Origin of the sequence: Calditerrivibrio sp. (assembly GCA_026415135.1) — a bacterium.
In the GTDB taxonomy this organism is placed as follows: Bacteria; Chrysiogenota; Deferribacteres; order Deferribacterales; family Calditerrivibrionaceae; genus Calditerrivibrio.
This window is the reverse complement of the sequence record JAOAHS010000010.1, coordinates 1-19,129: the sequence shown is the minus strand read 5'-3', so window position 1 is coordinate 19,129 and position 19,129 is coordinate 1. Positions and strand designations below refer to the sequence as shown.

Here is a 19,129-nt window from a genome sequence, read left to right as displayed (position 1 = left end):
ACAAATAGAAAAATTCATATTATCATTTTACAATCAAATCTTATTAAATGTTTGGTGTTAAAATGGCAAAGATCTTGTATGTAGAGGATAATTTTGATAATTATAAGTTAGTTGAATTTATTTTAACTAAAAGTGGTTTTAGTGTAATGAATGCTATCGATGGTTTGGATGCTATAGAAAAAGCTGAAATGTATAATCCAGATTTGATCCTTATGGATATTAACTTGCCCAATCTAAAAGGGTTTGAAGCTGCTACCCTTTTGAAATCAAAGGCTAAGACTAAGGATATACCGATAGTCGTTCTTACCGCTGCTTACAGCAATGAATACAAGGTTATGGCAGAAAAGCTTGGTTGTGCTGGTTATTTTACCAAGCCTATTGATCCCCTTAGTTTTTCTGAGGATATAAAGAAAATCCTTTCTAAACAGCATGAGTCTAATTTTGATGACACTCTTACTTTGGAGCTTTCAAGATCCCTTGAGGAAAAAGCAAGAAAGATGGTCCATATTGGTAAAGAGCTTTCAAAGGTCGAAAGGAAGTTTAACTCAATTGTGGAAGCTATTTTGGATCCTATTATACTTATAGATTTAAATAATATAGTAACCTTTGTTAACTCAGCTGCTAATAATTACGAATTTATTAGAAGATATTACAAAAAAGAGTTTGATCTTCGTAGCATGATTAATGACGATTCCCTATTGGAGAAGTTTAATAAAATAGGTTATATAAAAAATTATATAATCAGGATTGAAGATTTTATTTTCATTGGTAATTTTGTAAAGCTGGAGAATGAAGTTTTAATAACCCTTAAAGATATTACCGAGCTTCAAAAGATAGCAGACAAACAGAAAGAGATAGATAAGATGGCTACTATAGGCAGGATAGCATCTGGTGTAATCCACGAGATAAATAATCCTTTATCTGCACTCAAAACGTATATAGATATTTTGCCTTCCAGGGTGTCCAGATCTGTTGAAAAACAGGCTGTTGTTGATGACTTTACCGATAAGATGAAGAGGTCTCTTGATAAGATTTTTGACCTTGTTACCAATCTCACTTTTTTTGCTCGCAAGAGTAGTGAGCCTGAAATAAATATCAATTTAAATACCCTTATTAAAGAGGTGCTCTCTTTTGCTGGTTATGATATTAGAAGGGGCAACGTGTCTGTAAATCTCAAATTTGCTGAGGATATACCCTTAATAAGAGGCTATAAATCTGAAATTGAGCAGGCTATTTTAAATCTTTTGACCAATGCAAGTGATGCGGTTCAGGGGAGAGCTAACCCTACCATAAACATAAAAACTTACTCTGATGATGGTAATGTATACGTTGAGGTAGACGATAATGGACCTGGAATCCCTGAGGAGATACAGGGGAGTATCTTTGAGCCTTTTTTTTCCACAAAAGATAATGAAAAATCCACAGGTCTTGGTCTTGCCATTGTGATGAATGTTGTGAAAAAGCACTTTGGGGAGGTAAAATTTTTCACTTCAGAAAGTGGCACAAAATTTGTCTTAAGCTTTCCTAAATTGGATAAAGTGGGAAAAGATGGAAAAGATTAAAGATTATAAGAACATACTTGAAATAAATACCAAGATAAATGTGTCTGTCACAAAAGGGGATTATGCAGGTGTTTATGATTCGAGGATAGAGGATATCACAAAGAACCATATTTTGATTTCCCTACCTACTTTAAAAGGTGTTCCTTTCCCAATAAGAACTGGAACTCCGGTGGATGTGTCTTTTATCTCAAGTGGTGGACGGTTCAGCTTTGAAAGTGTTGTGGAGGGTAGGCTAAGCGAAGGGATCATTTTGCTACAGTTAAAAAAACCTGAATATATTTACCGATCTGAACTCAGGAGATATTTTAGAGTGGAAACCAGAATAAAAACAAAAGCTACTAAACTTTTTTATGATAAATCAAATGGAGATGTCGTTGCAAGGATGAATAGCTATGATATCATCATAAAAGATATCTCCGGTGGTGGTGTAAGGATTGCTTCAGAGGTTGAGTTTGCTGAAGGGGAAATACTACTTTTTGATCTTTCTACTCTTTTTCCTGGCATTAATGAGATTTTTGGTAGTATAGTTCATCTATATAGTAGGGTGGATAAAAAGTATGAATATGGTGTAGAATTTATTATGATAAAGGAAAGGGATAGGGATATGATTATAAAATATGTGTTTAAAAGGCAGATAGAACTAAAAAAGTTATCATAAATGGGGGTGCCTATGGCATTTTATAAAGAAAGGGATGGAAATATCGAAATCCTCTTTCCCGTAAGCGATGTGGATGCGGTAAATGGGTCTGAGATGAAAGATTATGTGGCTAAAATAGCAGATGAGGTATCCGCTGTTATCATAAATTTCTCAAGGGTTACATACCTTAATAGTAGTGGCCTAAGGGAGTTGATCCATATACTTAAGTTGATGCAGGATCGGGGAAAAAAGATGTGTATAACGTTCTTAAGTGATAATATAAAAAAGATCTTCGCCAATACTAACCTAATAAAAATATTTTCCATATTTCCTACTGATGAGGACGCTAAAAGAGCTATATAGGGCATCTTCTTTTTTAGAGTTGATATGCCGTTATATAGAGATAAACTATGGAATAAAGATTACTGAAACGAATTCCCACTGCCTTTTAAAGATACTTTATGGTATTTTTAATAGGTATCCGGATTCAGAAGAGGATCTGGATCAATTTGTGAAATTAAATCTACATGAATGCCTTTGGAACAACGAATCCTACTTTTTTCGCAATATTTCCCAATTAGACTTTGTGTCTAAAATCAAATATGATAGGGAACTCAATATCCTTAGTTTTGGCTGCTCTGAAGGTCAAGAGCCGTATTCTTTATCGATAGTACTTACTGAGAAGAATATAAAACACAAAATTTATGGCATAGATGTGGACGAAATAGCCATCAGGCGGGCACAGATTGGGATATATTCTGCCTTGGATATGCGTAATTTTGATGAAAGATATACTTGGGCGTTTAAGGTACAGGATGGGATGATCTATATAAACGATGATTTGAGAAATAACGTTATATTTATCCACAATAATTGTATGAAAAACAGATTAAAGGATATTCTCCCATGCAAAGTGGATGTAATCCTATGCAATAATGTGCTTATTTATCTTATAGATACATATGTGAATAATATTATATTACAGTTTAGCGATGTTTTAAATGAAAATGGTTATATTTTAACAACTCATGAAGAGGAACACTATTTTGTGAGATTCTCCTATTTTGTTCAAATCAGGCAAAATCCTGTGGTTTTTCAGAAGAAAAATATTGACCAGATAATTGAAAAGGATTTTAGGGATCTATATTTTTTGGAAGAGTCTAAATTTGTAGATTCACCGGATGAGGTTCTTCATGAATATGAACAAAAGTTAAAGGATAATTTTAATACAGAGTTAGTTAGAAGGCTTGTTAGCATAAATATTGCAAGGAAAAGGTATTTAGAAGCCAAAAAATGGCAGTATCTCATACTACTTTTTGAGGGGTACAAGGAGGAGGATATGGAGCTTTATATGGAGCTTTGTTATAAAAATGAAGCCTATGAAGAGCTTATAGATATACTGAAAAAAAAGATAGATATTTTTAAAAAGGCAGAAGATATTCAGAGAATGATGGAGATTGCAAGAAAATTAGGAAACGCTAATCTATTTTTTGATTATAAAAGTCTCTACGATAAACTATACAAAGGTAAAGAATAAGTTATGATGAAGATCGACTGTTTGACAAAAAAACAGTTAAGGGATTATTTTATATCTTTAGGGGAAGAGCCCTATAGGGGAGATCAGGTATATAAGTGGATTTATGGTAAGGGGGTTAAAAGCTTTAGTGAGATGACGGATCTACCAGCCAAACTTCAGGAGAAGCTTACTCATATAGCTTCATTCACAGAGATAAGAACTTTGGATTATAGAGTAAGTACCAATGACGGTTCTATAAAGTTTTTGTTCCTTTTGGAGGATGGTAATAAGGTGGAGTCTGTTGCCCTTAAAGATCGGGGGAGGATAACTCTGTGTATTTCATCTCAGGTAGGCTGTAGATTGGGTTGTGAGTTTTGTACTACTGGGAGGATAGGTTTTATAAGAAATCTAAGCTGTGGGGAGATCTTAGGGCAGGTAATAGAGGTGGAAAGATTTCTAAAAAAATCAGAGGATACTGTTTCTAATATCGTTTATATGGGTATGGGGGAACCATTGGATAACCTTGATGAAGTGCTCAAATCCCTCGAGATTTTAACTGATGATGATGGCCTTGGTTTTTCCCACAGAAGGGTCACGGTTTCAACGGCGGGATTGGTTGATAAGATAGACAAGCTTTTCGAGATTAGCAAACAGGTTAATCTTGCTGTATCCCTAAATGCAACTACCGATAGGGTTCGGGATAGAATAATGCCTGTTAACAAACGTTTTAATATTTCAAACCTTATGACAAAACTAAGAACACTACCTATACAAAAAAGGAAAAGAATTACCATTGAATATGTGTTGATAAAAGGTGTTAATGATACGTTGGAAGATGCTAAAAGACTTATTAAGCTCATTAAGGGGCTTCCTGTAAAGGTTAATCTGATCGTGTTTAATCCAGGTCCTGGAAGTGCCTACAGCTCCCCCACGGAAGAAACAGTGCAAAGGTTTCAAAATTACCTTGTGGAAAACCATATAACGGCTTTTCTTAGGAAGAGCTTGGGGAAAGATATAGATGGGGCGTGTGGCCAGCTTTATGCAAAATATAATATCGAGTAGGAGGTGGATATGTCTGTTTTGTTGAAAAGGGGAGATAAGGCACCAGATTTTGAACTCACGGGTAACGATGGTAATAAATACTCCTTAGGTGATTTAGGGGAAAAAATCGTACTGTACTTTTATCCCAAAGATAATACACCTGGATGTACCAAAGAAGCCCAAGGTTTTTCAGCATTAAAAGAGAAATTCACTGATGCAGGTTATACTGTGGTGGGTGTAAGCCCTGACAGTGTCGCTAGTCATAACAGATTTATAGAAAAATATGGACTAAAATTACTACTTTTATCTGATCCGGATAAGAAAGTAGCAGAGATGTATGGGGCTTATGGGGAAAAGGTTATGTATGGTAAAAAAAGTATGGGTATCATTAGATCAACATTTATTATAGAAAATGGAATAATTAAAGAGGCCTTTTATAACGTAAAGGTTGACGGACATTGTGAAATTGTTTATAATAAAATCAAGTTTTAAAATATAGGGGTTTATATGACGTTTGAGGAAAAACTGAAACGGTTAGAGGAGATAGTTGCTGAACTTGAATCAGAAAAATATGGTCTTGAAAAGACCATCGAGTTGTTTCAGGAGGGGATGGCGCTTGTAAAGGAGTGTAAGAAGATACTCGATAATAATCAGCTCAAGGTGAATGAGATCATGTCAACTGGAAGTGATAGTGCTGACGAGGAGCCTTTCTGATGAAATTTGATATCAAAAGTTATATAAATTTTTGGGCAGCCAAAGTGGATAAGTGGATGGATTATTATCTGGTGTCAAGCAATAGACATATCGATGGTTTGATCGAATCGATGAGGTATAGTTTATTTGCTGGTGGTAAGAGACTAAGGCCTGCGCTCATTTACTCTTCATTTGGTATCTTTGATGGGTATTTTGATAAAGTTACACCTTTTGCTGCAGCTGTTGAAATGCTTCACACTTACTCCCTTATTCATGATGATTTGCCTGCTATGGATGATGATGACCTTAGAAGGGGAAAGCCAACAAACCATGTTGTGTATGGTGAGGGTATTGCCATTTTGGCGGGTGATGCTCTTCTTACCAAAGCTTTTGAGATAATGACATCGAGGGAACTAAACCCTGATGTGGATGTGGAAACAATGCTTGAAGCAGCATACAAGCTGGCTGTGGCTACAGGTGATAAGGGTATGGTGGGTGGACAGTATGCAGATCTGAAAGCTGAGGGTGGTGTTTATGATGAGAGTACTGTTAATTTTATTCATAGGCATAAGACTGCTGCTCTAATATCCTACTGCTGTGAATTAGGTGCTATACTAGCAGGTGCTGATAACACTGCAAAAAAAGATCTATCAGATTTTGGGGCAAAGATCGGTTTAGCTTTTCAGATAATAGATGATATCCTGGATGTGACTAGTACATCAGAGGAGCTGGGTAAAAACGCAAAGAGTGATCTAAAAAAGGATAAAGCAACGTATCCTGCCATATATGGTATTCAAAGATCTAAAGATATTGCGGATGATCTCGTCGCTGGAGCTTTTGAAATTTTGAAACGTTATCAAGAGGCATCTATGCCCCTCAGGGAATTGGCTCTTTTTGTAATTGAAAGAAAAAATTAAGGGGGATGGATGTTATTCAATTTAAATCTTCCATACGATATTAAGAAGTTAGATTATAACGAATTGATTACTCTATCCAACGAGGTAAGGGAATACATTATAGATGTGGTATCAAAGAATGGAGGTCATCTTGCACCCAACCTAGGCACAGTAGAATTGACAATAGCGTTGTTAAGGATGACAGATCCGTTGAAGGATCGTATAATATGGGATGTTGGGCATCAAAGTTATGCTTACAAGATATTGACTGATCGTAGGGATCGTTTTCATACACTTAGACAGTTTAAAGGTATCAGTGGTTTTAATAAAATTTCAGAGAGCCCTTTCGATGCCTTCGGTGTGGGGCATTCCAGTACATCTATTTCAGCCGCATTGGGGATAAAGGTGGCAAATCGCTTAAAGGAGATAGATATAAAGACCATTGCCGTTATTGGTGATGGTTCCATGACTGCAGGTTTGGCATTTGAGGGCCTTAATAATGCTGGGCATTTGAAAGAGCATCTCATTGTAATACTAAACGATAATGAGATGTCGATAAGTCCAAATGTAGGAGCTTTATCTAATTATCTCTCCAAAGCTATGACAGGAGAGATTTATACGAAGTTTAGAAAGGATTTTCAGCATCTTTTAGAAAAATCACCATTGGTGGGTGCCCCCCTTTTACATTTTGCGAAAAAAATTGAGGAGGGGGTCAAAGGTTTTTTTACTCCTGGGATTATTTTTGAAGAACTTGGTTTTAAGTATATAGGACCTGTCAATGGGCATAATATAAAAGATATCGAAGAGGCTCTCCACAATGCTTTTATACAGAGATCACCTGTACTGATTCATATCAATACTAAAAAAGGTAAGGGATATGAGCCAGCTGAAAAAAATCCTTCAAAGTTTCATGGGGTTTCTAAGTTTGATAAAGTTACAGGCCAACCTACTAAATTTACAGGGAAAACATATACCCAGATATTTGGTGAAACGTTAACCCAGATGGCTCTTAATAACGATAGAATAATGGGGATCACAGCTGCTATGCCAGATGGTACAGGTATCAGTTTGATGATGGAAAAACTTCCTAACAGGGTTTTTGATGTAGGGATCGCTGAGCAACATGCCGTTACCTTTGCAGCAGGTCTTGCTGCTGGGGGGATGAAACCTTATGTGGCAATATATTCCACTTTTTCCCAGAGGGCTTACGATCAGATTATTCATGATGTAGCATTACAAAAGTTACCTGTTGTTTTTTGTCTTGATAGAGCTGGTTTTGTTGGGGATGATGGCCCCACCCATCATGGAGCCTTTGATCTTTCTTTTCTAAGAATAGTTCCAAACATTGTTATCATGGCTCCTAAGGATGGTAAAGAGCTTGAGGAGATGCTCAGGTTAACCGAAAAAATTGATAATCCAGTAGCTATAAGATATCCAAGAGGTGAAGCAGATTTTTATGAGTTACCTTACAATGAAGTGGTGATTGGTCAACCTGAAAAAATTTTTGAAGGGGATGATGTAATCTTGATTTCAGTGGGGCATATTTTTAAGGAAGCTCTTGGGGCTTATAATATTCTTAAAAATAGAGGAGTTAGCCCTTCATTGATAAATCTAAGGTTTATCAAACCGTTAGAAACTGGTGAGTTAGTTGAACTTTGTAAAGGGAAAAAACTTGTGGTTTGTATAGAAGAAAACAGTGTTAATGGAGGAGCAGGTGAATTGATTCAGAGCATTTTAAATGACCATAATCTTTTTGTAAAGGTGATGAAGTTTGGTATTCCTGATCATTTTGTGGAGCATGGAGATCTTGATAGCTTAAGGGTCATTACAGGGTTAAAAGGGGAACAAATAGCTGAAAAGGTATTGTCCTTTATGGGGTTAAACTGAAAAAGTATAGACTGGATGAACTATTGGTGATAAAGGGGCTCGCTCAGGATAGGAAATCTGCACAGAGTCTTATTCTTAGCGGTAGGGTTCGTTCTGGTGAAACGGTTTTGGACAAGGTTGGTACTTTACTGGAACTGGATGCTGATATATTTATCAAGAACATATCACCTTTTGTGAGCAGAGCAGGTCATAAGTTAAAAAAGGCGGCTGAGGTCTTCCAAATCGATTTTCATAATAAGGTTGTTATGGATGTGGGTTCATCCACAGGTGGTTTTACAGATGTTTGTATACAGCATGGTGCAAAAATGGTATATGCTATAGATGTGGGGAAAGGGTTACTTGATTATCATCTAAGAAACGATCCGAGGGTAGTGGTGAGGGAAGGTGTCAATTTCAGGGATATAACGTTTGATCAGATTGGTGAAAAGGTTGATCTTGTAGTGGGTGATCTGTCTTTTATATCCCTTACGTTGGTATCTAAATCGGTGGAACTCTTTTGTAAAGAAGGTACCGAAATCGTTTTGCTTATAAAACCCCAGTTTGAAGCAAGAAAGGAGGAGGTTGAAAAAGGGGGAATTGTTAAGAGAAAAGATGTGCATAAAAGGGTCTTGAGGGATGTTTTACTGCATTATATGACGACATTCTGTTTTTGTGGTTTGACGATATCTCCTATAAAGGGAACAAAAGGTAATATTGAATATTTGGTATTTTTTATGTATAAAAACATGTTTAAAAATGATGCAGATTTAGAGGAAATAATAAATAAGGTTGTGGATGAAGAATATAGCTATTGTTGCAAAACCACATGCTGAAAATGTGGCACCACTGTTAGCAAGTATTGTGGAGCTTTTTAAAGCATACGGTATCAATCCCCTTTTTGAGGAACGTTCTGCAGCTGTCTTAAATATGCCTGTTTCGGATAATGCTGAAGTAAAGGAAAAAGCGGATGCTGTTGTTGTTTTGGGTGGTGACGGGACATTGATCTCAGCTATCAGAATTCTTGAAGAGAGACAGATCCCTATACTCGGGATAAATTTAGGCAGATTGGGGTTTCTGACTGAGACCAAAGTGGATGAGATGCTGGATTCTATAAAGAGATTGATATGTGGTCAATACGATATTGAGCAGAGACTTAAACTATGTAGTGAAGTTACACTCAATGGGGAAACAACGTTCAGAGCATCTGTGATAAATGATGTGGTTATAAACAAAGGCGCTCTTGCTAGGATAATAGATATTGATGTGTTTGTGGATGATTGTTTTGTAAATAGATATAGATCAGATGGTCTTATTATTTCCACTCCCACAGGTTCCACTGCATATAATCTTGCTGCTGGTGGGCCTATTATTTATCCTACATTGAACAATATTATTATTACTCCAATATGCCCCCACTCCCTTTCCAATAGACCTATTGTACTGGATGCCGATGTTAAAATAAAAATGAAAGTGATAAGTAGTGATGAAAGGGTATTTATCACTTACGATGGACAAGTGGGTAAAAGGCTTGATAAGGATGAAGAGATAATTATCTGGAAGTCACCTTACTATATAAACCTTGTTATTCCGAAAAATAGAAACTATTTCTCCGTGTTACGGGAAAAATTGGGTTGGGGTAGTAGTTAGATGCTTAAATTCCTTTCTGTTCAGAACTTTTCAGTTATAGAAGATATTGAGCTTGAGTTGGGTACAGGACTTAATATCTTTACAGGAGAAACAGGGGCAGGTAAGACACTGCTCATAAATGCCCTTAAGATACTCACAGGGGAGAAGTTGAATAGAAACTTTTTTCGGGATGAGACTAAACCTATAAGGATACAAGGTATCTTCAGTATTGACAATACACTCATAAATCCTGAGATCATTGCTGAGTTTGAGATTGATGATGAGGTTTTGATTAAGAGGGAATATGATATAAATGGTAAAAATAGGATCTTGATCAATGGCCATATTGCCACACTTAAGCAGTTACAAATACTTACAGAAAGTTTTGTGGATATACATGGTCAACATGAACACCAGTTACTCTTAAATCCAAAAAACCATCTAATGTTTATAGATATGCTTGTAGAAGATGATGTAAAAGATAGTTTTCATGAAACCTACAAAAGGTTTAAAGAGGTGGATGCTGAAATATTAAAGCTTTCTACAGATATCGCAGAATTGGAAAAAGAAAGAGACTATCTGCAATTTCAGATTGAAGAACTTGAATCCCTAAAGGTGAATGTGAATGAGGATCTGCATCTTGCGGAAAGGATCTTCTTCCTTTCAAATATCGATAGACTCAAAACAACTATTGTCAGGTCATTACAGTTCTTAAGGGGAGATGAGGTAAATGTCGAACTTTTGTTAACACTGGTGAAAAAGGAATTGGATTCAATAGCAAGGTATACAAATGAGATGGAAACTCTGGCTAACAGGTTGGATGCTATCTTTTATGAAATTCAGGACATCGCAGCAAATCTGGAGGATACCCTTGATAAATACGATTTAGATCAATCGGAATTAAATGCTCTCATAGAAAGAAAAGATCGTCTGGATAGGGTGTGCAAAAAATATAATATATCTTTGGATAAGGTGACAGATCACCTACAGAGCTTGAAGGCAAGGCTTCAGGAGATTGACTTAAGGGATGAGAGACTTGTTGTTCTAAGGGATGAGAGGGAGAGGATTTTAGCAACTTTAAAGGATCATACAAACTTGTTGAATGAGAAGAGGCGAAGAGTATCAGAGCTTTTGAAGGCAAAAATAACCGACATTCTAAAAGAACTTGAGTTGAAAAATGCTAATTTCTTCGTTGAGATCATTAATACTGGTAAAATAGATGAAAAAGGTGGTATAGATCTTGAGTTTTTTATATCTACAAATGTCGGTTTTGCACCGGCACCCCTTGCTAAGATAGCTTCTGGTGGTGAGATCTCAAGGGTCATGTTAGCCCTTAAAGAAGCATTTTCTGAAGTTGATATTGTTGGTACACTTGTTTTTGATGAGATCGATACAGGTATCAGTGGTATAACTGCAAAAAAAGTGGCAGATAAACTCAGAAACATATCTAAGAGTAAGCAGGTTATTGTGATTACCCATCTACCTGTGGTGGCTGCGGCTGGAGATAAGCATTTTCATCTAGTAAAAAGGGATGAATCTGGAAAAAGTAAAACTATTATTCAAGAGCTTTCAAAGGAAGATAGGGTAGATATAATCGCTTCCATGATAGCGGGAGAGATCACTGAAAACTCGAGAAAACAGGCACAGGAGATGCTTGGTTATGATTGAGACGATCGCTAACTACGTTATTGCGTTGATAGAGAAGACTGGTTATTTTGGAGTATTTTTCTTTATGGTCATAGAAAGCAGTTTTATCCCTTTTCCTAGTGAAATAGTTGTTCCTCCGGCTGGATATCTTGTTTATCTAGGGAAGATGAACATGGTGTTAGTGGTGCTGTCATCTACGCTCGGTAGTATTGTGGGGGGATTGGTAAACTATTATATAGCCGTGAAATTTGGACGGAGTTTTATTTTGACGTATGGGAAGTATTTTTTCTTAGGTGAATCAAAGTTTGCTAAAGTGGAAAAGTTTTTTAAAACCCACGGTGAGATAACTACCTTTGTGGGGAGGCTCCTGCCTGGTATAAGACAGTATATCTCTTTTCCAGCTGGTTTGGCAAGAATGAGTTTGATGAGGTTTTGTATCTTTACAGGATTAGGTGCTGGTATATGGTCTGTTATTTTGGGTTATACTGGATATCTGGTGGGGACAAATTTACCTCTTATAAAGGAAAATATAAATAAGATCATGATAGTTGTTGTCCCTTCGATGGCAGTATTGATTATTGTCTATATATTTATTTACAAAAAATATCTAAGATGGAGGAACAATGTTTAGGAAGATTTTGTTACTGTTCTCTTTTATCTTTTTATTAACGATAAACCTTTTTGCAGAAGAGATAACAGTTAAATCAGGGGATACGTTTGCAACCATTTTTACTAAGATGTTTGATTACAATATGGTAATAAAGATCTATAACGATTTAAAGGGTAAAATACCCGGATTTGTACTTAAAGAAGGTCAAAAGATAATATTTGGAAAAGATTTTGTACATATACCTATTGACATAACAAAAGAGGTCAAAATTTTTAAGAGAAATGAGGGGTATGAAATAAGCCTTACAGAACATCCTGTATATACAATAAACACTGTCGTAAGTGGCACAATCCATGGGTCTTTGTTTGAAACTATAAATGAAATAGGTGAAAGTGATGAGTTAGCAATAAATTTTGCTGATATCTATCAATGGGAGGTTGATTTCTTTAAAGAGGTACATCCCGGTGATAGTTTTAGTATTGTTGTGGAAAAGCGCTTTGCAAAAGGGATTTTTGTGGGTTATGGTAAGATATTAGCTGCAGATTTTTATAATAGGGGTAGGTTGATAAGGGCAGTTTATTTTGATAATGGTAAGGTAAAAGGTTATTTTACCCCAGATGGTAAACATTTAAAGAAGGGTTTTTTAAGGGCACCTCTAAAGTTTGGTAGAGTAAGTTCAAAATATACTTCCAGTAGATTACATCCTGTTTTAGGCAAGTATCTACCCCATTTTGGTGTTGATTATGCAGCGCCTATAGGTACCCCCATATACGCTACTGGTTCTGGGGTCATAGCCCAGATGGGCTTTCAAGGTGGTGCAGGTAATTTTATAAAAATCAAACATCAAAACAATATCTTTACAACTTATATGCATATGTCAAAGTTTAGGCCTGGTCTCAGGGTTGGTAGTCGTGTCTCACAGGGGGAGGTGATAGGTTACGTTGGTTCTACGGGGTATTCAACCGGTCCTCATGTGGATTATAGGATTCAGATTGGTAGTAAATATGTTAATCCCCTTACCTTTGTTGCTCCACCTATTGTTTTAGATAAGAAAACGATAACTGAGCTTCAACATAGTAATAAAACCGTTGTTGCCTTACTTAATACATCATATATGAAGACTGCACAACTTAAGGCGTTGGATTGACTTTGATGGATTAAGGTATTAGAACTTTATTTTACCTTTGAATTCCCTTGAGAACTCTTTTTCTAGATCTTTTTTCCTGATTTCATCCCTTTTATCATGGGTCTTTCGACCTTTTGCCAAGGCGATCTCTAATTTTATTCTATTTTTTTTCAAATAAACTTTAAGCGGGACCAGAGTAAGCCCCTTTTCTTGTGACTTACCAGCTAACTTATTGATTTCTCTTTTGTGGAGTAGGAGCTTACGTGTTCTTGTTGGCTCGTGGTTGGTGTAATTGCCATGTTCATACTGGGAGATATGGGCATTAAGGAGGAAAGCTTCTCCGTTGACTATACGTACGTGGGAATCCTTCAGGTTGATTTGACCATTTTTACATGATTTAACCTCAGTACCTGTTAGCACAATACCAGCTTCATAGGTTTCTAGTATTTCATAGTCATGAAGTGCTTTTCTGTTTTGAGCTAAGACTTTCATAGATCACCTTTGTAGATATAAAAAAAGCCGCATTAAGCGGCTTTATAAAACGGGGACGACGAGACTCGAACTCGCGACCTCTGACGTGACAGGCCAGCGTTCTAACCAACTGAACTACGCCCCCAATTTATGGGCGGTGCAGGGATCGAACCTACGACCCTCGGCTTGTAAGGCCGATGCTCTCCCAGCTGAGCTAACCGCCCGGTGAACGTCCCCAAGGGGATTTGAACCCCTGTTGCCGACGTGAAAGGCCGGTGTCCTAGGCCGAGCTAGACGATGGGGACCTATGAGCCGTGTAGGATTCGAACCTACGACCCACTGCTTAAAAGGCAGTTGCTCTACCGACTGAGCTAACGGCTCTAACCTTGCCGGCCTTTTTCAAAACCAGCGGATGAGTTTTATAACAAAACTATTTCATGTTGTCAACAAAAAAAACTAAAAAAATGTCGTTTTTTTAAAAAACCTCATTAAGACTTATCGTCTCAGATCTATCAGTACCAACAGAGATCAGTGCATATTTTATACCAAGAAAATCTTTGATAAAGTCGAGATATTTTTTAGCATTTTCAGGTAGCTCATCGTAAACTTTTACTTTGGAGATATCTTCTTTCCAACCGGGGAATTCTCTATATACCGGAGTTAGATTTTCCAATATTTTAATCTCAGGTGGGAATGTTTCTAATATCTTTCCGCCATACTCATACCCTACACAAACCTTTATGGGGTCAATACCTGTTAAGACGTCTAGTTTGGTTAGGGCTATATAATCTATCCCGTTGAGCATTTTTGAGTATTTCATGGCTACAAGATCAAGCCAACCGCATCTGCGGGGTCTACCTGTGGTGGCACCATATTCATTCCCAATTTTTCTAAGTCTTTCTCCTATCTCATTGTGTAGCTCAGTTGGGAAAGGTCCACTGCCAACTCGGGTGGTATATGCTTTAGTAACAGCCACGACATTTGTTAGGTATTTAGGTGATAGACCAGTACCTGTAAACGCTCCACCTGTTGTAGGATTGCTTGAAGTTACATATGGGAATGTGCCATGATCCACATCCAGAAGTGTTCCCTGAGCACCTTCCATCATTATTTTTTTACCTTCTTCTGCTAATTTATTAATAAGATAAGATGTTTCTGCTATAAAAGGAGCAAGTATCTCTGCATATTTGAGATAATCATCGTATATCTGATGGGCATCAAGTGTTTCGATATTGTATACTTTGGATGCAATCTCATTAACCTCTTCTACATTTTGAAAGATTTTTTCCTTTAGCACTTCACTATCGTAAAGGTCACAAACCCTTATACCTACCCTTGCTGCTTTGTCAGCATAACATGGTCCTATCCCTCTGCCAGTGGTACCTATCTTTTTGCTTCCCTTTTTGTTTTCACTGAACTTATCAAATGCTCTGTGGTAGGGCATTATCAGGTGGGCCCTCTTGCTTATGAAAAGCCTACCAGTAAAATCGATCCCTTTTTTCTTTAGTTCTTCCATTTCTTCGATAAGCGCAAGGGGATCGATAACTACTCCGTTAGCTATTATATTATATTTATCTTTGTGCATTATACCGGAAGGGATAAGATGTAAAACATATTTTTCACCATTGATAACTACAGTATGTCCTGCGTTGTGTCCACCTGAGTATCTAACAACAACATCAGCCTGTTTCGTATAAATATCCACTACCTTACCTTTTCCTTCATCGCCCCACTGGGCACCCAAAACAACAACACAACTCATAAATTGCTCCTTAGATTTATATTCTTTATTTGAAAAACACCTTTACAGATTCGTCCCTAAGTTTTTCTGCAAAACTCAAACCTTTACTACCATCAACTACAACGATATTTTCATTTATATACTTATCAAGTCCAGTTATCTCTAAGATCTCTTCAATATTAAATGCAACTCCAGCAGCGGGGACATCATAGCCAAATTTTTGCATTAGATTATCGTATCTACCACCACCACCTAAAAAAAGTCCATAGGTATCGGAAACAACATCAAAGTTTATACCTGTGTAGTAGTTTAGTCCCCTTGTTTCACTAATATCGAAAAGGATTTTGTCTTGTTCTCCACCGATTGATACATAACTATTTATAAGATTGATGATATAATCAACTCTACAGGAAAGAGGTTCGGAAAAGAGAGATAACCTTTTGATGCTTTCAATGACATCAATTCCACCAAAAGCATTAGGAAGATAACTTAAAAGCTCAAAGATGGTTTTATCAACCTTTAGCTTATTTAAATAGTGTTCAATCTCTGTCATGTTTTTCTTTTCTAATAACTTTAAAAAGGGGTCCAACTCTATGTATGATGTCAATAGAGTTAAGAATTTTTTGTCGCCTATGATAATCTTATAGTCCTTAATGTTTAGTCTATTCATTACCCTTTTGATGATAAGTAACATTTCGAGATCTCCGGTTTTTTCATCTGATCCGAAGATTTCTCCACCCACTTGATACTTTTCCGATTTGATCCCTTTGTGAGCACTAACATTTCTAAAAATCCTACCACTATATGAAAGTCTTATGGGTAAAGGCATGTCGGAGAGGTAATTTGCTACTACTCTGCATACCTGTGGTGTAAAATCTGGCCTTAATACTAATGATTTACCTGTGTTCCTATCGATGAATCGAATAATATTTTCATCGCTGAAATTAAAGGTCTTATCCGCGAGGATGTCATAATATTCGTATATTGGCAGAAATATTTCTGAGTATCCATAAAGGGATAATATCTCTGATATTATGTTGATCGTCTTGTTTACACTTTTGGCTCTGTCTATGGCTGAAAAGGACATCTACACCCCTAAATGATCTTTAAATATCTCTTCGGCAACCTTTACTGACGAGCCTAACTCTATAGGTAGACCAAATTTGAAAAAGCCCATTTCGAGGGAGGAAAGAGCTATGATTGTGTCAAAAAAATCATGGTAACCAAGATGAGAAACGCGCAAGATTTTACCTTTTAGGTGATCTTGTCCTCCTGCAAAGGCCAAACCGGCATTTTCCCTCATCATTTTGACAAACTTCCCACCGTCAAAACCCTCTGGTAATAGTATCCCTGTAGCTGAGTTTGATGGGATGTCTTTTGCTAAAAGCTGAAAGCCCATTGACATAAGCCCTTTTCTTGTGGCTTCTGCACACAGGGCATGCCTTTTATAAACATTTGAAAGTCCCTCTTTGTTCATCAAGTCTAATACAGATTTAAGGCCAATTATAAGACTTACTGCTGGAGTCCAGGAAGTGGTATTTTCTGATTGGGATTTTTTCTCTTTTTTAAGATTAAGATAAAACTTTGGAAGCCTCGATTTTTCTACAAATCTCCATGCTTTTTCTGAAAGTGCTATCATGGCAAGTCCCGGTGGGAGCATAAATGCCTTTTGGGATCCTGTGATAAGTATATCTATTCCCCATTCATCCATTTTTGTTTCATACACACCTACAGAAGTAATGCCATCAACAATAAATAATGTCTCATCCCTAAGGGATACTATTTTTGCTATCTCTTCGATGGGATGGTATGCTGTTGTGGAGGTTTCACTTGCTTGGATCAGTACAGCTTTGATTTCTGGGTATGCAATGAGTTTTGATTCCACCTGTTCTGGTTTTACTGATCTGCCCCACTCGAGATCGATGGTTAAAACATCTAATTTAAAGGCTGAAGCAATTTCAACCCACCTTTTCCCAAATTTACCAGCATTTACAACAAGTACTTTGTCACCTTCATTTAAAGTATTTACAACTGCGGCTTCCATAGCTGCAGTACCACTACCAGCAAGGAGTAGAATATCCTGTTTTGTGCCAAAAATAGGTTTTAATCCTTCTCTTACTTCACCGAATATCTTTGAAAATTCACTTGTTCTATGGTGTATCATGGGCATAGCCATATCAAGCAAAACCCTCTCTGGTACAGGAGTAGGACCTGGTGAGAGGAGATACCTCTTTAACATAAGCACCTCATAGATTTTTAATTCAAGAACATGTGAATTATAGTCTTAATTTAATAAATTTCAATAGGAAATTGTTTGTTTAAAAGTTACTGCAACTTTTGATTGTGTAGTTTGTATAAAGTCATAATTCTTATTAAAAATGGCTAATTTTTAAAAGATTGTGTAAGTATATGCAAGCATTAAGGAGTTTTATATAAGATTCTCAAGGTCAAGTTGTCTAATGGAGATGTTAAGAAAGACAATTAGTTTGATATCTTTTCCCACTCTAATCTGGCTATGTTTTTTATTTTTGAGTCAAACTCTATACCCACAAGGTATATCGGTTTATTTAGGTTTAGATATTTTTCGTAGTATCTTTTTTCCTTTAGCTGAGCTAAGGCATCCTTCGTATCTACCTTAAATTCGATGATGTAAATAGCGTTTGGCATCTTCAAGGTCAGATCTATCCTACCTACGTTTGTCACATCCTCACCTATTATCTCAAATCCAAGACTCTGTAAATATACATAAACAATACTCGCATAAAACCCCTCATAGTTTGATAGATAACTGTTTGTGTAATTATTATAAGGTATCGATGAAAATAAAGATACAAGAGAATTTTTGAATGAGTCAAAATCTGAGTTCTCTAAAGCTTCATACATATTGTTTTGTGTTCTCAACTTTTGACTGTTTTCCACTGTGAATAGGTAATCAATAATATAGTCTAAGAACGATTGCCTTATCTCTTTGTTTGGTATTTTTAGCCAGTATTCGAAACCACCACGTTTTCTTTCTAATATTTTATCGATTGTCAAATATCCACTCTGGAATAGTACAACTTCCACCTGTAGATTACTTATGTCAAAACTATTTATCAATTGTTCTTCAATGACGATATCAGATAGTTTTGGGAGAAAGTACCTTTTTTGTTCGAGGAGCTTGATAAGAAAAGAAGGTGTCCCAGTTTCAAACCAGTAGTTTTTAAAGACCTTTCCACTTGCAAAGAACTGTAGAATATCAAAGGGGTTATAGAGGTTATCTGCAAGGAAGTTGTAGCCGTTATACCACTCTTTGATCTTTTCAAGATCAGCATCTACCAGATATTCTGAAAAAGACTCCTCCAGATCTTTTTGGGTGTAACCACAGATGTTACCATACCTTCCATCTAAGGAGATGTCTGTGAGCATATTCAGATCGCTAAAGATAGATGTCTTGGTAAATTTACTTACTCCAGTGAGAAAGGCAAAGCGGATGTATTCATCTTGGTTTTTTATTTCGTTATAAAATCTCTTTAATATGGTTCTATGTTCAAAAGCTATCTCAATTTGATCAAGATTATCCAAAATCGGTTTGTCGTATTCATCGATTAATATTACGACCTTTTGATTGTATTTTTCTGAAGCCTGTTTTATAAGATCTTTGAAAAATAGTGCAATATCATCCCTGTATTTGCATCTAACAGATAGCTTTTCTTCA

19 protein-coding genes and 4 tRNA genes are annotated in these 19,129 nt (G+C 36.5%); 14 read left to right on the top strand and 9 right to left on the bottom strand.

Annotated elements, in window-relative coordinates:
• Positions 1–62 precede the first annotated feature (62 nt).
• Genes N3C60_02400 through N3C60_02335 form a run of 14 tightly spaced genes read left to right on the top strand, consistent with a single transcriptional unit; the run spans position 63 to position 13,241 of the window.
• Positions 63–1,562, top strand: a complete 1,500-nt coding sequence (locus tag N3C60_02400) for a response regulator (GenBank protein ID MCX8083748.1) — start codon at positions 63–65, stop codon at positions 1,560–1,562.
• On the top strand, positions 1,549–2,220 hold the full coding sequence (locus N3C60_02395) for a flagellar brake protein (protein ID MCX8083747.1): 672 nt from the start codon (positions 1,549–1,551) through the stop codon (positions 2,218–2,220). Before N3C60_02400 ends, N3C60_02395 begins: the two co-directional genes overlap by 14 nt.
• A 12-nt stretch (positions 2,221–2,232) precedes the next feature.
• The gene (locus N3C60_02390; protein MCX8083746.1) at positions 2,233–2,562 is read left to right on the top strand and encodes an STAS domain-containing protein; all 330 of its coding nucleotides are present in this window, start codon (positions 2,233–2,235) and stop codon (positions 2,560–2,562) included.
• Positions 2,537–3,736, top strand: a complete 1,200-nt coding sequence (locus tag N3C60_02385) for a hypothetical protein (GenBank protein ID MCX8083745.1) — start codon at positions 2,537–2,539, stop codon at positions 3,734–3,736. The genes N3C60_02390 and N3C60_02385 overlap by 26 nt, the downstream gene beginning before the upstream one ends.
• 3 nt (positions 3,737–3,739) lie before the next feature.
• Positions 3,740–4,777: a 23S rRNA (adenine(2503)-C(2))-methyltransferase RlmN gene (gene rlmN / locus N3C60_02380; GenBank protein ID MCX8083744.1), complete on the top strand. Its 1,038-nt coding sequence runs from the start codon at positions 3,740–3,742 to the stop codon at positions 4,775–4,777.
• 9 nt (positions 4,778–4,786) lie between these two features.
• The gene (locus N3C60_02375) at positions 4,787–5,248 is read left to right on the top strand and encodes a peroxiredoxin (protein ID MCX8083743.1); all 462 of its coding nucleotides are present in this window, start codon (positions 4,787–4,789) and stop codon (positions 5,246–5,248) included.
• Positions 5,249–5,263: 15 nt separating this feature from the next.
• Positions 5,264–5,470, top strand: a complete 207-nt coding sequence (gene xseB / locus N3C60_02370; GenBank protein ID MCX8083742.1) for an exodeoxyribonuclease VII small subunit — start codon at positions 5,264–5,266, stop codon at positions 5,468–5,470.
• Complete coding sequence (locus N3C60_02365; GenBank protein ID MCX8083741.1) at positions 5,470–6,366, top strand: polyprenyl synthetase family protein; 897 nt, start codon at positions 5,470–5,472, stop codon at positions 6,364–6,366. Before xseB ends, N3C60_02365 begins: the two co-directional genes overlap by 1 nt.
• A gap of 9 nt (positions 6,367–6,375) precedes the next feature.
• The gene (dxs, locus tag N3C60_02360) at positions 6,376–8,232 is read left to right on the top strand and encodes a 1-deoxy-D-xylulose-5-phosphate synthase (GenBank protein ID MCX8083740.1); all 1,857 of its coding nucleotides are present in this window, start codon (positions 6,376–6,378) and stop codon (positions 8,230–8,232) included.
• Positions 8,229–9,044: a TlyA family RNA methyltransferase gene (locus N3C60_02355; GenBank protein ID MCX8083739.1), complete on the top strand. Its 816-nt coding sequence runs from the start codon at positions 8,229–8,231 to the stop codon at positions 9,042–9,044. Before dxs ends, N3C60_02355 begins: the two co-directional genes overlap by 4 nt.
• Complete coding sequence (locus N3C60_02350; GenBank protein ID MCX8083738.1) at positions 9,007–9,858, top strand: NAD(+)/NADH kinase; 852 nt, start codon at positions 9,007–9,009, stop codon at positions 9,856–9,858. Before N3C60_02355 ends, N3C60_02350 begins: the two co-directional genes overlap by 38 nt.
• Positions 9,859–11,505 carry a DNA repair protein RecN gene (recN, locus tag N3C60_02345; GenBank protein ID MCX8083737.1) on the top strand — a complete coding sequence of 549 codons (1,647 nt, stop codon included), beginning with the start codon at positions 9,859–9,861 and terminating at the stop codon, positions 11,503–11,505.
• On the top strand, positions 11,498–12,115 hold the full coding sequence (locus N3C60_02340) for a DedA family protein (protein ID MCX8083736.1): 618 nt from the start codon (positions 11,498–11,500) through the stop codon (positions 12,113–12,115). The genes recN and N3C60_02340 overlap by 8 nt, the downstream gene beginning before the upstream one ends.
• Positions 12,108–13,241, top strand: a complete 1,134-nt coding sequence (locus N3C60_02335; GenBank protein MCX8083735.1) for a peptidoglycan DD-metalloendopeptidase family protein — start codon at positions 12,108–12,110, stop codon at positions 13,239–13,241. The genes N3C60_02340 and N3C60_02335 overlap by 8 nt, the downstream gene beginning before the upstream one ends.
• 18 nt (positions 13,242–13,259) lie before the next feature.
• Here the strand turns inward: N3C60_02335 and smpB are convergent, their stop codons facing one another.
• From smpB to N3C60_02290, 9 genes are all read right to left on the bottom strand, one after another.
• Positions 13,260–13,712, bottom strand: a complete 453-nt coding sequence (gene smpB, locus N3C60_02330; GenBank protein MCX8083734.1) for an SsrA-binding protein SmpB — start codon at positions 13,710–13,712, stop codon at positions 13,260–13,262.
• Positions 13,713–13,762: 50 nt separating this feature from the next.
• Positions 13,763–13,836, bottom strand: a tRNA-Asp gene (locus N3C60_02325).
• A 6-nt stretch (positions 13,837–13,842) separates the two neighbouring features.
• Positions 13,843–13,915: transfer RNA gene (locus tag N3C60_02320), tRNA-Val, on the bottom strand.
• A 6-nt stretch (positions 13,916–13,921) separates the two neighbouring features.
• Positions 13,922–13,996 (bottom strand) — tRNA-Glu (locus N3C60_02315).
• Between the two features lie 3 nt (positions 13,997–13,999).
• A tRNA-Lys gene (locus N3C60_02310) sits at positions 14,000–14,072 on the bottom strand.
• Positions 14,073–14,166: 94 nt separating this feature from the next.
• Positions 14,167–15,453, bottom strand: coding sequence for an adenylosuccinate synthase (locus N3C60_02305; protein ID MCX8083733.1), 1,287 nt, complete (start codon positions 15,451–15,453; stop codon positions 14,167–14,169).
• Between the two features lie 25 nt (positions 15,454–15,478).
• A complete protein-coding gene (locus tag N3C60_02300; GenBank protein ID MCX8083732.1) occupies positions 15,479–16,519 on the bottom strand; it encodes an ATP phosphoribosyltransferase regulatory subunit in 1,041 nt (346 codons plus the stop codon).
• On the bottom strand, positions 16,520–17,671 hold the full coding sequence (locus N3C60_02295; GenBank protein ID MCX8083731.1) for an alanine--glyoxylate aminotransferase family protein: 1,152 nt from the start codon (positions 17,669–17,671) through the stop codon (positions 16,520–16,522).
• 242 nt (positions 17,672–17,913) lie between these two features.
• A partial coding sequence (locus N3C60_02290; GenBank protein MCX8083730.1) for an ATP-binding protein occupies positions 17,914–19,129 on the bottom strand: 1,216 nt, incomplete at its 5' end.

Bases quoted from the DNA above. Each gene is read 5' to 3' on its own strand.
- N3C60_02400 (MCX8083748.1), top strand. From the start codon at position 63: ATGGCAAAGATCTTGTATGTAGAGGATAATTTTGATAATTATAAGTTA.
- N3C60_02395 (MCX8083747.1), top strand. From the start codon at position 1,549: ATGGAAAAGATTAAAGATTATAAGAACATACTTGAAATAAATACCAAG.
- N3C60_02390 (MCX8083746.1), top strand. From the start codon at position 2,233: ATGGCATTTTATAAAGAAAGGGATGGAAATATCGAAATCCTCTTTCCC.
- N3C60_02385 (MCX8083745.1), top strand. From the start codon at position 2,537: ATGAGGACGCTAAAAGAGCTATATAGGGCATCTTCTTTTTTAGAGTTG.
- rlmN (MCX8083744.1), top strand. From the start codon at position 3,740: ATGATGAAGATCGACTGTTTGACAAAAAAACAGTTAAGGGATTATTTT.
- N3C60_02375 (MCX8083743.1), top strand. From the start codon at position 4,787: ATGTCTGTTTTGTTGAAAAGGGGAGATAAGGCACCAGATTTTGAACTC.
- xseB (MCX8083742.1), top strand. From the start codon at position 5,264: ATGACGTTTGAGGAAAAACTGAAACGGTTAGAGGAGATAGTTGCTGAA.
- N3C60_02365 (MCX8083741.1), top strand. From the start codon at position 5,470: ATGAAATTTGATATCAAAAGTTATATAAATTTTTGGGCAGCCAAAGTG.
- dxs (MCX8083740.1), top strand. From the start codon at position 6,376: ATGTTATTCAATTTAAATCTTCCATACGATATTAAGAAGTTAGATTAT.
- N3C60_02350 (MCX8083738.1), top strand. From the start codon at position 9,007: ATGAAGAATATAGCTATTGTTGCAAAACCACATGCTGAAAATGTGGCA.
- recN (MCX8083737.1), top strand. From the start codon at position 9,859: ATGCTTAAATTCCTTTCTGTTCAGAACTTTTCAGTTATAGAAGATATT.
- N3C60_02340 (MCX8083736.1), top strand. From the start codon at position 11,498: ATGATTGAGACGATCGCTAACTACGTTATTGCGTTGATAGAGAAGACT.
- N3C60_02335 (MCX8083735.1), top strand. From the start codon at position 12,108: ATGTTTAGGAAGATTTTGTTACTGTTCTCTTTTATCTTTTTATTAACG.
- smpB (MCX8083734.1), bottom strand. From the start codon at position 13,712: ATGAAAGTCTTAGCTCAAAACAGAAAAGCACTTCATGACTATGAAATA.
- N3C60_02305 (MCX8083733.1), bottom strand. From the start codon at position 15,453: ATGAGTTGTGTTGTTGTTTTGGGTGCCCAGTGGGGCGATGAAGGAAAA.
- N3C60_02300 (MCX8083732.1), bottom strand. From the start codon at position 16,519: ATGTCCTTTTCAGCCATAGACAGAGCCAAAAGTGTAAACAAGACGATC.
- N3C60_02295 (MCX8083731.1), bottom strand. From the start codon at position 17,671: ATGTTAAAGAGGTATCTCCTCTCACCAGGTCCTACTCCTGTACCAGAG.